Here is a 12,883-nt window from a genome sequence, read left to right as displayed (position 1 = left end):
TTTCGAGTCGGCTAACTGGATCCCACCTAAGGTCGGCCCGCCGAGTGTTGGCCAAGAGCATTCGAGGAGAGCATTCGAGGAGACGAAACGATGACAGACACAAACCGGCAGTCCGCCACAATCTATCAGTTCCCTGCGGGTGGTCGCGTACGCCTCGGCGGCCGTCGCGACATGGCCGCGCCCGCCGAGCAGTTCGTTGCCCCGCGCGCCGTGAAGGCCGTGCTGGGCGGCGCCTGGTATCACGACGAGGCCATCGAGGAAGCGAACCGTGTCCGCAAAAACTGACGGCGGCGTACCACGAGGACAATGTCCTCGACCAACCGCCTCTCATTGAGAGGGCCAACTCCCGAGTTGGCCCTCTTTTGTTTTGGATGAATGCCCCTACGCCCGCGCCGTCATGCGCGCGGGCGGCGCCTCGTCCTCAGTGCCCTCGTACATTGACAGCATGGGCTCGTCCGTAAGGACCACCTCATCGTATTCGCCGAAGCCGTTGAACCGAGTCGCCATGGCGCGGCCATAGGCGCCGACCTGCCCGATCTCGAGATAGTCGCCTTCGGCCACGCCCGCCGGCAGCACGAACGGCCCGGGCAGATGGTCCGAAGAGTCGCAGGTCGGGCCGTAGAGCGAAAACTCCGCCTCCGGCTCGCCCGCGCGTGCCTCCCCCCCGATCAGCCGCGCCGGGAAGCGGAAGCCCGAATAGCAGGCGTCGAAGAGCGTGCCGAACGCACCGTCATTGACGTAAAGCGCTTGCCCCCGCCGCGCATCGACCCTCACGATCACCGACTCGGCCTCGGCCACGAGCGCGCGCCCCGGCTCGCACAGAAGCTCGCAAGAATGCTTGACGGCAAGCTCGTCTGCTGCGCGCACCACTTCATCCATAAAGTCGGCAAGCTCGGGCGGGTCGGAATGCGGATAGCGGCTCGGAAAACCGCCGCCGATGTCGATGGCGTCGACCAGGACGCCTGAGGCTACGATCAGCTGCCCGACCTGGCGGAGCGCCTCGCCGAAGGCAGCGGGCACCACGGCCTGCGAGCCGACATGGAAGGTGATGCCGAGACGGGCAGCGCGCTGGCGGGCTTTCAGGAGCAGCGCCGGCGCCTCTTCTTGCGACGCGCCGAACTTGCCCTCGAGCGGTATGAGGCTGTGGGTGTTGGGGCAGGCGATCCTGAGATACAGGGTGAGGTCGTCGGCCCCGCCGGTCTCGTCGATGACCTTGTCCAACTCGTCGCTGGAATCGAAGGCGAAGCGCCGGACGCCATAGTCGCGGTAGGCGGTGGCAATTGCGCCGCGCGACTTTATGGGGTTCATGAAATAGAGCTCGGCGTCCTCGACTTGCGCCGTCCGCGCGATCTCCACCAGGGAAGCGACGTCGAACGCGCGGATGCCGGCCTTGACCAGCGCGTCGATTATCACAGGCGCGTCGTTGGCCTTGGCGGCGTAGAGCACCTTGCCCGGAAAGTTGGCCAGGAACCACTTCGCGGCGCGATGCGCGGCGTGCGGCCTCAAACCTAGGACCGGGCGCTCCGGACGATGATGACGGAGAAGCTCCGCGGCAGAAGTGAAAACGTCCATCCCATGTCTACTCCCACACGAGATTGCCGGTTGTCATGCTGCCCTTGAGCGAGTTCGCTTACCGAGCCGCGTGGTGCGTAAGAAAATCTCGGGTCGTTGTAAAGCGGTTTTCGCCCCTCGCCCATTAATTAGGCTTCGCGGCGACGGCGCCTGACAGCACGGGGGTGGCCCCGCTCGAATAGACCGGCTGCTGCAGCAACCCGAAGGTCTTGCGCGCGGCGAGCCTCACCATGGCGGCGGCGTAGACAAAGCTCTCGGCACTGTCGACCATGCCGTCGCCGTTGCCGACGGGATAGAGATCGGCGGCGCCGGCCAGTCCCTCGATGAGGTAGCGGGTGAACAGGCCGACGTCATAGCTCGTGTCGATCAGCTTGCGTTGCCCGCGGTCGGTGGCGGACAGGACCGTGACGTTAGTGTAGGGCGCTTGCGGCACTGCCGAGTTGGTGGTCTCCGGCAGGTTGGGCGGCAGCACATAGGCGCCGTGATCGCGCCCATACTCGCTCTCCAAGAGGACGAGCACTGATTTCGCCTTGAGAGCGGCGAGGTTGGCGTAGAGCGTCGATAGCGGATAGCCGCTAAGCTCCTCGCGGTAAGGCTCGGCGTCGGCCGGCAGGAGATATGTCTCGCTGTGGTCGCTGTTGGTCCCGCCGTGGCCGGAGTAGTAGACGATCACTTTGGCGTTGGGCTGCGCGCGAACGAGGCGGGCGAGCTCCCCGTCGGAACCGGGCACCGGCCCGAATAACCGCTCGAGGTCCGCCTTCCGCGCATTCCGCACGTCGATGATATTGTCCTGGCGGTGGCCGAGATGCTCCGTCAGGAAGAAGTACATCGCGCCGGCGTCGTTGGCCGCCGTCTCCGCCGGCGGCAGCTTGTCGTAAGTGCCGTTGCCGATGATGACAGCGATCAGCGCCTGATCCTCCGCGGCGGGCGTCTGCTCCCGGTACAGCTCGCGGATACGGGTGAAAGACTTCGCCACATTGCCGTTGCCGATCCCCGGACGGGGAAGATGGCGTGGCGGCATGGCGCAGAGCTCGAAATCGCCCGCGCCTTCGATGCGCCAAATATCGGGAAGCGACAGATGCCCCTCGATCTGCACGCAGTCTCGGCACCACGCCACGCCGAAGCGAGCTTGCAAATCGTCGAGCTGAGCCTGGCTGAGCCCCGCCGGCGACGGCAGGCAACCGGGCGTGCAGGCGCGCGCCCGCACGCTGTCGCCGTGCGCCGCGCGCAAATGGCCGATCAGGTCCTCCGGCAGGCAGTCGGTGTCGATCCGGGCGAGTGGCGGCGGCTCGACCGGCTCCTCCTCGGCGGCCGGTTGAGGCTCTGCCGCGGGGGCAAGCGCGACGGTCACCTGCTCTTCGTTCGTCTGCACATCGGGCTCTGCCATTGGCTCCGCTAGGGGCTCTGGCTCGGCCGCTTGCGTCTGAGGTTCGGTCGCTTGCAGAGGCTCGGGTGCGGCCGCGGGAGCAGGCTCGGACTCGGCCGCTTGTGCAGCCTCTGGCTCCGTCACAGGCTCAGGCTCGGTTGCTGGCTCAGGTTCAGCCGCAGACTCGGGTTCCGGCGCGGCCGCCACCTCCTCCTTGCACAACTCGCGCAGCTTCTTCTGGACTGCGTCGGCGAGAAAATCGCCGTAGGCCTTCAACCCGTGATCGTTCTTGAAGTACCAATGCGCGGTCCAGGTATCGTCGTTCGCCTTGCCGTCGATCGGACCCTTGTAATAGCCGAGCTGGGCGAAGCAGCGTTGCACCCGCGATATGGCCTCGGCGCGCGCAGTGGGGGCGGCTGGCGGCGCGCGTTCCGCTCCGGTCTCAGGCGTGACCACGGCAATGACGGGGCCGTTCAGGGGTCTTGCGGCTGGATCCAACGGCTCGGCCACGGGCGCGAAAGCTGTCACGCCTACAACCGCAAGGGCGAGCCCGAATGCGAGGCTCCGCCCGCCTCCCGATCTCCCCGCCATGGATATCCTCAACGCGAAACCTGTGCGCTGCCGAACGCACGCGCACCACTGCAACACAATGATCCCGATCCGGAGCAAGCGCTAGGCCAAACCGCACCCTCGTCAGATATCGGAAACGACGGTAGGGCCCGATGGCGGCAAGAGATTGGCGAAGCGCCAATCATCGGACGACCAGCTTGATCGCGGTCCGGGCTAAGACCTCATCATCCCCAGATGCGGCGGCATCTTTCGGTGTTTTCGGGTCGTCGGCGGCCGCCTTGTCCTTCTGACCCGCGGCGATCTTCGAGGCTCCCTCCACGACGATCTTCCGGGTCAGGAAATTGCGATAATTGCCCAGCGGCGTGAACTGCCGCGTCTTGAAATCGTGCTCGATCCCGTCGGCTGCGACCCCTGTCGCATTGCAGATGGCGATGACCGTCTCCGTGCCCGGGTCTTTTAGGCGGAACTTGAACGGCGCGTCGTCGCCGGGGAACTTCACCTCGGTGTTGGCCGGGATGAGACTGTCCTGCTGGAACGTGTTGGGAAAGATCACCGTGCCGTCGCCGTTCGCCTCTACATTGATCAGAGTGAGGTGACAGTCCTTGGCAGACGATATGGTGAAGATCGGAAGCTCGTTGACCCGGTACGTGCTCTTGTCGGAGGTGAGGGCGAGGTCGAAATCGTGGAATTCTTCCTCGGGATCTTCGCCGGGGCGCGCCACCGGCACCGGCCCGAGCGACGCGATCTCGATGGGCTTGTTGGGCGAGACCTTGGCGACCAGGTCCTTGAACTCTACTTCGAGAATTTCGCGCGGCAGGACGCCCTGCTCGAGCCGGCGCTTCATGCGCCCCGCTTCGCCGCCCGCCTTGGCGAGACCTTCCGCCAACGCCTCGGCCGTCAGGCCGTACTCGGCCGCGGCGATCCTCAAGTCGACCGATTTCTCATAGGCCTTCGACAGAACGTTGATGCTCTCGACGCCCACCGTCTCAGAATCGAGATCGGGATTGAGGCCGGCGCTGAGCATTGCCTCGCGGAAGCGCGCCGCATCGCGATCGAGCAGCGTCTTCATTTCCTCCGGCGGCGCGTAGAGCGCCGCCACCGCCTTGCGCACATGTTCGGGGAAGCTGTTGTCGTGCAGCACGTGCCGGCGAATGTCGTCGCTCGCCTGGCGAATGCCCTGGTTGTGGCAGCCGAAGCAGGAGATGGCATTGGTTACGGCGCGGTCGCGCTGACTGTCGTCGAGCACGATCTCGGTCGGGCCTTTGCTCAGCCGCTCACCGTCGGCGGTGTTGAGATAGTAGGCCTGGAAGCCGTTCGGCAGGCTGAACAGAGTCTCGCCGCCGTCGTGCTTGAAGGCGTCATCGCCGTAGGGCCCGAGCGGATGGACGAACAGGCTCTGCGCCGGCTTGTCGCCCTTGAAGTCATAAGATGTCCAGAAATAGCCGGTGGGAATCGAATGCCGCTCGATCAGCCGGTTGTGCTTCGACACGCCCGACTTCTGAAAGCCGGCGCGCCGGGCAAGGAACGCCTCGATATTGGCTTTGACGTCGACCCCCTCCTTCCGCTCGAGCGCGGCGAACGACTCCGGCAGCTTCAGCAGATCGTAATAGAGCGGCGCCCGCGACGCGGCGAAGGCGAGCCAGTCGCCGCGGACCCAAGGCAGCTTCGAGCCGGTGACCGCGGCGGCTGCGTTATAGGCCATGACGTCAGGCTGCATCCCGTAGGGATAACCGCCGACGATCCTCGCCCAATCGTCGCCGGTCCAGGCGAGATCGGCGAGATTGAAAGCGATGATCGTCTCCTGCGGATCGATCGTGCGCATCTTCAAGGCTTCGGGGTTACGGCTCAGACTGTTGAGCAGCTTCACCACCCCTTGCCGATAGCGCGCCATGTCGCCGTCCGCGGCGCACGCATTATAGAAGTGCGTTAGCGTGACGTAGCGCATGCCCTTGCGCCGGCGCTCTTCCTGCGCCCCAATGTCGCTCGAGATCGAGCTGACGATCGCCGCTTCGTCGATCGGCGCACGGTCCGCGCACGCGGCGGTAACCTGGTCGCCGAGATCCTTGATCCAATCATAGACCGCCTTGACGTCGGTCTCCGTGGGTTCGGCCTCGCAGTCGAATTCCTGATAGCAGTCGTACGGCATATCCTTCTTGGCGATCTGAATGAACAGACCGGAGCCGTCCGGATTGCCGGGCAGGATCAAGTCAGGATCGCGCGCGATCTCGTCGAGCTTCAGAATGTTGCCGAAATTCTTGGCCGGCTTCTGTCGCTTCAGATTCGGTCCGGCCTGGTGGCAGCGCGCGCAATGCTTGTCGAGCGCATCGAAGGCGGCGCGTGCCGCCGGGTCGGCTGGCGCTGTGACATTTGTCTGCGCGGAGGTCACCTCCTCGGCGTGTGCGCGGCCGAAACCAACCGCCATGCCGGGCAGCATGGCGAGCGCAAGAAGCGCCGGCGCCGAGCGCCACCTCATCAGGGCCTCCCTTGGCCTGAGACCGGACTCTTCCCGCCCTTTTTAGGCGATGACACCTGAACCTCCTATGAACGGACGTCCGCCACCGTCACTCGGACTTCTCGGCCTTCTTCTTAACCACGGCGTCAGGGCGCGGCGGCAACGACTTGAGGAAGGCGGCGATCGCCTTGCGGTCCTCGGGCGAGAGTTTCGCCATGTTCTCCTGCACGGGGACCATAGTCTCGCCGATCGTGTCGAAATCCGGCTTGTTGCCGGTCTCGAGTAGGTACGCAATGTCCTCTTCGCTCCATTCGCTGATCCCGTCATCGCTCGGCGTAATGTTGGGCACCGTGCCGTCGCCTTCAGGGTTCCTTGCGCCGGCAAATTCCTTCGATGACATGATCCCGCCAAGAACATTGCGGGGCGAGTGACATTCGCTGCAATGGCCCGCACCTCGCGCGAGATAGGCGCCTCGATTGATTTCGTCGCTCGCGTCCGGATCGGGACTGAAGTCTTCGCCGTCGACGTAGAGACGCTGGTACAGGCCAAGCCCCCGGCGAATGTTGTACGGAAAGCCGAGCTCGTGCGGAGGAGTCTGGTTGCTCACCGCCGGCAAGGTGTCGAGATAGGCCTTGAGGTCGATCAGGTCCTCATAGGTCATGCGCTGATAGGACGTGTAGGGAAATGCCGGATAGAGATGAACGTCGCCCGGCGCGACTCCCCGCTTCATCGCCGTGACGAAATCGAGCGTGCTCCACGTGCCGATGCCGGTCTTCTTGTCGGGGGAAATGTTGGGCACATGGAAAGTGCCGAACGGAGTCTTGAGACAGCGACCGCCCGCCAAGACCTCCTCGTCCTCAATATCGAGATCGTCGCAGGAGCCGGCCGGCGCGGCGTGACAGTCGGCGCAGCCGCCGGCCGTGAACATGTACTTCCCATTTTCGGCATCAGGTGTGTGATTGGGCAACGCCGAGGCCGGCACCGTCACGGGAATGGTCAAGAAGTAGAAGGCGATTGCAGCCGCGGCGGCCAGCGCAAGCAGCGCAAGAAGGGCTCTGCGCACGTTTCAGTCCTCTTCACATCCGACGCCGCGTCATCCTGCCATGCTCGCATACCACCTTCCACTCACGCTCACGGCATGGGCAGCTTGCGTCCCTCGCCGATCACGTCCCATCCCCGCTGCACGGCCGGCCGCTCGGCGATCGCCACGTACCAGCGCTTCACATGCGGGTAGTCGGCGAAGTCCACGGTCTGCCAGGCGAAGCGCGAGATCCACGGCCAGATCGCGATGTCGGCGATGGAGTAGTCGCCCGCGACATACTCGACCTCGCCGAGACGGCGGTCGAGCACGCGCCACAGCCGCTTCGCCTCCTTGGCGTAGCGCTCCTCGGCGTAGGCGCTCTTGCCGGGATTGAACTTTACGAAGTGATGGACCTGGCCGAGGAACGGCCCGATACCGCCCATCTGCCACATGAGCCACTCGACCACCCGCCACTTGGTGGGAAAGTCCTGCCCCCATAGCTTCCCGGTCTTCTCGGCGAGGTAGAGCAGGATCGCCCCGGACTCCATGAGGTGCAGCCCGTTGTCGGTATCGACGATGGCCGGGATCTTGTTGTTCGGCGACACCTTGAGGAAGGCCGGGTCGAACTGATGATCCCTGGTGATGTCGATCGGGTGGACGCGGTAGGGCAACCCCACCTCCTCCAGCATGATCGAGACCTTCTGCCCGTTCGGCGTCATCCAAGTATAGAGCTCGATCATCGTCCCCTCGTCGCCTTGCTGCGATGCAAACGTCTGCACGTGAACGGCCTCGCCGTCAAAAGTGCTGCACATGCACACAAACTTCCTTCGCACTTGCGGTAAATTTGATTCACCAAGTCTTCATTCCATGGCCTCCCTATCGCCAAGAACCTGTCGCGCCGCCGCCACAGGCTGCTGTTAGCCATGTTTAATGAGCGCCGCGTGATTCAATGCGCGCCTAAAGGGGAGGCCCCAGATGCTTAATTGTGCCCGTGTCGCCAGTGAACCGGGGGTCGCCCCGACTTGCCGAGCGGATTTCGCCCGTTATGCCATCTTCTACACGCCGCGGCCGGGAACGGCGCTGGCGGCATTCGGCCGCTCGTGGTTCGGCCGCGCGAACGACGGCGTGACCTTGCAGGCCTTCTCCGCCGCGGGGCTCTCGGGCTCGGGCTTCGCAAAGATTCCGCACGCACCGGGTCGCTACACGGGGCTCCACGCCACTGTCCGCGCGCCCTTCGCCTTGCGCGATGGCGTTGGCCTCGACGAGTTGAAGTCTCGGCTCATCGCCTTCGCCGCACGCCGCGAAGCCGTGGAGACCGGCCCCTTGACGCTCGCGCGTTCCGGCCGCTACCTCGTGTTGCGTCCCGTCGAGCCCCGGCCGGCGCTCGACTGGCTCGCCGCACAGTGCGTCAACGCCTTCGAGGACTTCCCCGTATCACCCGACGACGAGGACGGCGACGACGTTCGCCACCTCACCGATCACCAGCGTCTGCTCTTGAAGAGCTTCGGCCATCCCCACGTGATGAGCGAGTATCGCTTCTCCATCACTTTGACCGGGCCACTCGACAAAGCCCATATGGACCGCGTGTCTCAAGCGCTGTGGCCGGTCATCGAGGAGATTTGCGCATCGGGCGTCACCGTCGATGGCCTGTCGCTGTTCGGCGACGCTGGCGGGCGCACGCCTATGCGCATGATCGGCCGCTATCGTCTGGGCAGCTAGTTCGAACGCCATTGCGCCGATTCGGGGCACTTTGGCCCGAGCCTAAGTTTTGACACACCGCTCGCCCACCCTCGTTTCGCTGGGGAAATACGGGGGTTCCAATGCCCGATTATGGGGAGATCCTGGCGTTCCTCGCCGCCAATCCGCCGCAGGCCGAGGCCGAGCGAGAACTGCACGCCTCGCTGCTCGAACTCCTCGCTCAATGCCTGCGCGCCGAGCAGGTGGCCACCGGCGATGACGGCGAGGAGGATCTCGACCCAGGCGAAATCCGCTGGGTGAGCGTCAACTAACCGCCGGCGCGGAATTGACCCTTATCAAGGCGTGGGGCCCTGGCTGATCTAGGCCATTTCCGTGTGGATCCGGCCAATGAAGGCCAGCCCTTGGCATTTGCACGCAAGGGCACCGGGGTGCTATTTGAGCTTTGGTTGGGTCTGCCTGGGCGCTGGATCGGCCAGCATTTTTTTGCACCGTTTTGAGGGAGTTGACCTACGCCATGAGGGAAAGCGTCGCGGTACAGCAGCCACCTGCTGAAGCTGAGAAAAGCTCGGCGGAAGACATCATCCGGGCCTTCACGCAAAGCGTCGAGAACGGCAAACGCTCCGATCAGCCCTATCCCCATTGGATCGTGCGCGCATGTTTGCCCGCCGACACTGTGGACGACATCCTGGCCCTTCCCTTCGAGGCCCCGTCTCTCGAAGGTGTGTCGGGCAAGCGCGAGCTTCACAACAACACGCGCAAATATTTCGACGTCGAGAACCGGAAGGCCTTCCCTGTCTGCGAGGCGGTCGCGCAGGCCTTCCAGGACGAGCGCGTCATCAACCAGATCGAGAGCACCTTCGGCACCGATCTTACCGGAACCTATCTTCGCATGGAGTTCGCCCAGGACATTGACGGTTTCTGGCTCGAGCCGCACAGCGATTTGGGCGTCAAGCTGTTCACCATGTTGCTCTACCTATCGAAGGACCCGCGCCACGGCGATCTCGGCACGGACATTTACGATGGCGACAAGCGCCATGTGGGCCGCTCGCCCTTCGAGCCCAATGCCGCGATGATCTTCGTGCCCGCGGATAACACCTTCCATGGCTTCGAGAAGCGCCCGATCAAGGGCGTGCGCACATCGCTCATCATCAATTACGTGACCGACGAGTGGCGCGCCCGGGAGCAGCTCGCCTTTCCGGAGGCGCCGATCGCCTGATCGCGCCAATCGTCATACCGGCGAAAGCCGGTATCCAGTGCAGCCTCGTACATCGAAAGTTGGATTCCGGCTTGCGCCGGAATGACGGAGACGGGCAGACTTGGCGCATGAGCAAAGTCGCTTGGATTGGGCTCGGCGTCATGGGCTATCCCCTCGCCGGCCACCTCAAGACGCGCGGACACCATGACGTCGTCGTGTTCAATCGCACCAGGGCGAAGGCCGAGCGCTGGGTCGCTGAGTTTGGCGGGAGCCTTGCCGGCACGCCCGAAGAAGCCGCGACGGGCGCCGATTTCGTTTTCACCTGTGTCGGCAACGACGACGACCTGCGCGAGGTGACGCTCGGCCCGGGCGGCGCCTTTCAAGCGCTTGGCACACGGGCGGTCTTCGTCGACCACACGACCGCCTCGGCAACGATCGCCCGGGAATTGCACGCGGCAGCGCGAGTGCGCGGCGCCGGCGCGCTCGACGCGCCGGTGTCCGGCGGCCAGTCGGGCGCCGAAGGTGGCACGCTCTCTGTGATGGTGGGCGGCGACGAGAGCGACTTCGCCACGGCGCGGCCGCTGATCGACACCTATGCGCGCGCGGTCAATTTCATCGGGCCTTCGGGCGCGGGCCAGCTCACCAAGATGGTCAATCAGATCTGCATCGGCGGTTTGATCGAGGGCCTCGCCGAGGCACTCCACTTCGCCAGACGCGCCGGGCTCGATATCGAGAAGGTCATCGACACGATTTCCAAGGGCGCCGCCCAATCCTGGCAGATGGACAATCGCTGGCGCACGATGATCGACGGCAAGTTCGATTTCGGCTTCGCCGTCGATTGGGTACGCAAGGATTTCGCCATTTGCTTCGACGAGGCGCGCCGCAACGGCGCGAGCCTGCCGGTCACCGCGCTCGTCGATCAGTTCTATGCAGAGATCCAGGAGATCGGCGGGCACCGCTGGGACACGTCCAGCCTGATCGCGCGGCTGGAGCGCAAATAGCTCAGGCCCGCTTCTCCTCGGCGGCGTAGTCGAGCGGCAGGGCCGTGGTGAACTTGATCTGCTCCATGGCGAAGGCCGAGCTGACATCCGACAGCTCGATCTTGGCGATCAGCCGCTTGTAGAACTCGTCGTAGCGCTCGATGTCGGGCACCACCACCCGAAGCAGATAATCCACCTTCCCGCTCATGCGGTAGAACTCGACCACCTCCGGAAAGTCCTCGAGCACGGCGTGGAACCGCTCGAGCCAGTCTTGCGTGTGATGGCTGGTGGTGATGGAGACGAACACCGTCACCCCGGCATTGACCTTCTTGGGATCGAGCAGGGCCACGCGGCGCTCGATCACGCCCTGCTCCTCGAGCTTCTGGATGCGCCGCCAGCACGGCGTCGTGGAGAGCCCGATCTGCTTGCCGATCTCGGCCACCGGCAGGGTGCAATCCTTCTGCAAGATGTCCAGGATCTTGCGGTCCATGCGGTCCAGCATCGTAGTGCCTTAAAAAAATACCGGGAAATCGCGGTAAACCGCGAAACAGCGTTCCACAAACCCGGCCCTATCGCACGATTAATAGATTATTTTTCCAAGACCCGCAAGGGCGCTAAAGCAGCCGCCGCACTTCGCGCCGGAGCACGGGCAACAGCTCCGCCTCGAACCAGGGGTTCTTCTTGAGCCACCCGTTGTTGCGCCAGGAGGGATGCGGCAGCGGCAAGACGCGAGGTCGCCGCTTCGCTTTAAGATGAGTGCGCCAGGCGAGCATCGTTTCCTGCAGCGTCTTGGCCCGGTCGGCACCGAGATGGAAGTCTTGAGCGTAGGAACCGACCGCGAGCACCAGCTCGATCTGCGGTAGAGCCGCGAACAGCTCGCGGTGCCACAGCGCGGCGCACTCGCGCCGTGGCGGCAGATCGCCGCCGTGGGAGTCCTGCCCGGGAAAGCAGAACCCCATGGGCACGATGGCCACCCGCGCCTCGTCGTAGAACTCCTCCGGCGTGACCCCCATCCATGCGCGCAAGCGGTCGCCGGACGCGTCGGTAAACGGCGTGCCCGACAAATGCACGCGCGTGCCCGGGGCCTGGCTGCACACCGCAAGCCACGCCGTGGCGCTCGCCCGCAGCACGGGCCGCGGCTCATGCGGCAGAGGCTGTCCTTGTGGCGTCTCGACGCAGTGGCGGCAGGCGCGGATAGCGGCGAGCATCTGGTTTAGCTCAGCCATGGCGGCGATTATAGGTCGAGAACCATGCCGTCTTCAGCAACGAGATAGCGCGATCTGTCGACCGTCCCCACCTGAGCCAGCATGGCCTCTCCCATATGGGTCAGGAGCACCCGCTTGGCGCCGAGCTTCGCGTAATTGGCGTCGATCGTCTTGTAATCGAGGTGGATCGGCAGCGTCACATCGTATTGAAAGCATTCGCTGATGAGGAGGTCGGCGCCACGCGCCACGTCGCACAGCACATCGACCCAGCCCGTGTCGCCGGTAAACGCGAGCGCCTTCCCTTCGACGTCAAATCTCAGAGCATAGGGCGGCGCGCCGGAGGGGTGCTTCACCTCGAACGGCGTCACCGTCACGCCGCCGACCTCGAGCGGCTTCTGCTCCTCGTACTCGACGAAGCTGAGATCGAAGCCGCGCTCGACCGTGGTGGAGTTCGGATAGAGCGCCTCCGCCGCGGTGACGAACCGCCTCTCGATGCCCTTGGGGCCGGTGACCACTAAGGGCCGCGTGCGGTTGCTCACATATTTGGCGTCGATCAGGAGCCAGGGCAGGCCGCCGAAGTGATCGCCGTGCAGATGGCTGACGAACACCGTGTCGATGTCGTTGGGCCTGATCCCGAGCCGGCGCATGCCGATGAGCGACGTGACCCCGCAGTCGATGAGGAACGTCGAGGGCCCCGCACGCACATGGAATGAGGTTTGGAGGCGGCTGCCTGCTCCGAAGGCGTCGCCGCAGCCGATCACGGTTAGTCGCATGGAGGGTCCATCTTAACCAAAGCCCGCGCCGCTTCGCGAGCCTCTTCGTCG

General features: G+C 64.5%; 13 protein-coding genes. 5 read left to right on the top strand and 8 right to left on the bottom strand.

Annotation, left to right across the window (positions count from 1 at the left end; genetic code table 11):
* Positions 1 to 90: 90 nt before the first annotated feature.
* Positions 91 to 285 carry a DUF2735 domain-containing protein gene (locus ACRECX_RS11025; RefSeq protein WP_431558887.1) on the top strand — a complete coding sequence of 65 codons (195 nt, stop codon included), beginning with the start codon at positions 91 to 93 and terminating at the stop codon, positions 283 to 285.
* A gap of 96 nt (positions 286 to 381) precedes the next feature.
* On the opposite strand, the gene ACRECX_RS11020 is transcribed toward ACRECX_RS11025, so the two are convergent.
* The 5 genes from ACRECX_RS11020 to ACRECX_RS11000 all read right to left on the bottom strand — a co-directional run bounded on the left by ACRECX_RS11020 (position 382) and on the right by ACRECX_RS11000 (position 7,721).
* Entirely contained in the window at positions 382 to 1,572 is a 1,191-nt protein-coding gene (locus ACRECX_RS11020; protein ID WP_431558886.1) for a type III PLP-dependent enzyme, read from the bottom strand.
* 124 nt (positions 1,573 to 1,696) lie between these two features.
* Entirely contained in the window at positions 1,697 to 3,466 is a 1,770-nt protein-coding gene (locus ACRECX_RS11015) for a caspase family protein (RefSeq protein ID WP_431558885.1), read from the bottom strand.
* Positions 3,467 to 3,689: 223 nt separating this feature from the next.
* Positions 3,690 to 5,981, bottom strand: a complete 2,292-nt coding sequence (locus tag ACRECX_RS11010) for a DUF4384 domain-containing protein (RefSeq protein ID WP_431558884.1) — start codon at positions 5,979 to 5,981, stop codon at positions 3,690 to 3,692.
* A gap of 88 nt (positions 5,982 to 6,069) precedes the next feature.
* Positions 6,070 to 7,023, bottom strand: coding sequence for a c-type cytochrome (locus ACRECX_RS11005; protein ID WP_431558883.1), 954 nt, complete (start codon positions 7,021 to 7,023; stop codon positions 6,070 to 6,072).
* A gap of 68 nt (positions 7,024 to 7,091) precedes the next feature.
* Positions 7,092 to 7,721, bottom strand: coding sequence for a glutathione S-transferase family protein (locus ACRECX_RS11000; RefSeq protein WP_431558927.1), 630 nt, complete (start codon positions 7,719 to 7,721; stop codon positions 7,092 to 7,094).
* Between the two features lie 235 nt (positions 7,722 to 7,956).
* Here ACRECX_RS11000 and ACRECX_RS10995 point away from each other — a divergent pair, with 235 nt between their 5' ends.
* The 4 genes from ACRECX_RS10995 to ACRECX_RS10980 all read left to right on the top strand — a co-directional run bounded on the left by ACRECX_RS10995 (position 7,957) and on the right by ACRECX_RS10980 (position 10,875).
* Positions 7,957 to 8,700 (top strand): DUF1045 domain-containing protein, encoded by a 744-nt coding sequence (locus ACRECX_RS10995; RefSeq protein WP_431558882.1) that lies wholly within the window; start codon positions 7,957 to 7,959, stop codon positions 8,698 to 8,700.
* A 101-nt stretch (positions 8,701 to 8,801) separates the two neighbouring features.
* Positions 8,802 to 8,990, top strand: a complete 189-nt coding sequence (locus ACRECX_RS10990) for a hypothetical protein (protein ID WP_431558881.1) — start codon at positions 8,802 to 8,804, stop codon at positions 8,988 to 8,990.
* Between the two features lie 203 nt (positions 8,991 to 9,193).
* Positions 9,194 to 9,895 (top strand): 2OG-Fe(II) oxygenase, encoded by a 702-nt coding sequence (locus tag ACRECX_RS10985; protein WP_431558880.1) that lies wholly within the window; start codon positions 9,194 to 9,196, stop codon positions 9,893 to 9,895.
* Between the two features lie 107 nt (positions 9,896 to 10,002).
* Positions 10,003 to 10,875, top strand: coding sequence for an NAD(P)-dependent oxidoreductase (locus ACRECX_RS10980; protein ID WP_431558879.1), 873 nt, complete (start codon positions 10,003 to 10,005; stop codon positions 10,873 to 10,875).
* Position 10,876: 1 nt separating this feature from the next.
* Here ACRECX_RS10980 and ACRECX_RS10975 read toward each other — a convergent pair whose 3' ends face one another.
* The 3 genes from ACRECX_RS10975 to ACRECX_RS10965 all read right to left on the bottom strand — a co-directional run bounded on the left by ACRECX_RS10975 (position 10,877) and on the right by ACRECX_RS10965 (position 12,832).
* Positions 10,877 to 11,356, bottom strand: coding sequence for an Lrp/AsnC family transcriptional regulator (locus tag ACRECX_RS10975; RefSeq protein WP_431558878.1), 480 nt, complete (start codon positions 11,354 to 11,356; stop codon positions 10,877 to 10,879).
* Between the two features lie 112 nt (positions 11,357 to 11,468).
* Entirely contained in the window at positions 11,469 to 12,080 is a 612-nt protein-coding gene (locus ACRECX_RS10970) for a uracil-DNA glycosylase family protein (protein WP_431558877.1), read from the bottom strand.
* Positions 12,081 to 12,088: 8 nt separating this feature from the next.
* Positions 12,089 to 12,832 carry an MBL fold metallo-hydrolase gene (locus ACRECX_RS10965; RefSeq protein ID WP_431558876.1) on the bottom strand — a complete coding sequence of 248 codons (744 nt, stop codon included), beginning with the start codon at positions 12,830 to 12,832 and terminating at the stop codon, positions 12,089 to 12,091.
* Between the last annotated feature and the right edge of the window lie 51 nt (positions 12,833 to 12,883).

It is taken from the genome of Methyloceanibacter sp., assembly GCF_050726195.1.
In the GTDB taxonomy this organism is placed as follows: Bacteria; Pseudomonadota; Alphaproteobacteria; order Rhizobiales; family Methyloligellaceae; genus Methyloceanibacter.
This window is presented reverse-complemented; position numbering and strand designations above follow the sequence as displayed.

Bases quoted from the DNA above. Each gene is read 5' to 3' on its own strand.
- ACRECX_RS11025 (WP_431558887.1), top strand. From the start codon at position 91: ATGACAGACACAAACCGGCAGTCCGCCACAATCTATCAGTTCCCTGCG.
- ACRECX_RS11020 (WP_431558886.1), bottom strand. From the start codon at position 1,572: ATGGACGTTTTCACTTCTGCCGCGGAGCTTCTCCGTCATCATCGTCCG.
- ACRECX_RS11010 (WP_431558884.1), bottom strand. From the start codon at position 5,981: ATGAGGTGGCGCTCGGCGCCGGCGCTTCTTGCGCTCGCCATGCTGCCC.
- ACRECX_RS11000 (WP_431558927.1), bottom strand. From the start codon at position 7,721: ATGATCGAGCTCTATACTTGGATGACGCCGAACGGGCAGAAGGTCTCG.
- ACRECX_RS10995 (WP_431558882.1), top strand. From the start codon at position 7,957: ATGCTTAATTGTGCCCGTGTCGCCAGTGAACCGGGGGTCGCCCCGACT.
- ACRECX_RS10990 (WP_431558881.1), top strand. From the start codon at position 8,802: ATGCCCGATTATGGGGAGATCCTGGCGTTCCTCGCCGCCAATCCGCCG.
- ACRECX_RS10985 (WP_431558880.1), top strand. From the start codon at position 9,194: ATGAGGGAAAGCGTCGCGGTACAGCAGCCACCTGCTGAAGCTGAGAAA.
- ACRECX_RS10980 (WP_431558879.1), top strand. From the start codon at position 10,003: ATGAGCAAAGTCGCTTGGATTGGGCTCGGCGTCATGGGCTATCCCCTC.
- ACRECX_RS10975 (WP_431558878.1), bottom strand. From the start codon at position 11,356: ATGCTGGACCGCATGGACCGCAAGATCCTGGACATCTTGCAGAAGGAT.
- ACRECX_RS10970 (WP_431558877.1), bottom strand. From the start codon at position 12,080: ATGGCTGAGCTAAACCAGATGCTCGCCGCTATCCGCGCCTGCCGCCAC.
- ACRECX_RS10965 (WP_431558876.1), bottom strand. From the start codon at position 12,832: ATGCGACTAACCGTGATCGGCTGCGGCGACGCCTTCGGAGCAGGCAGC.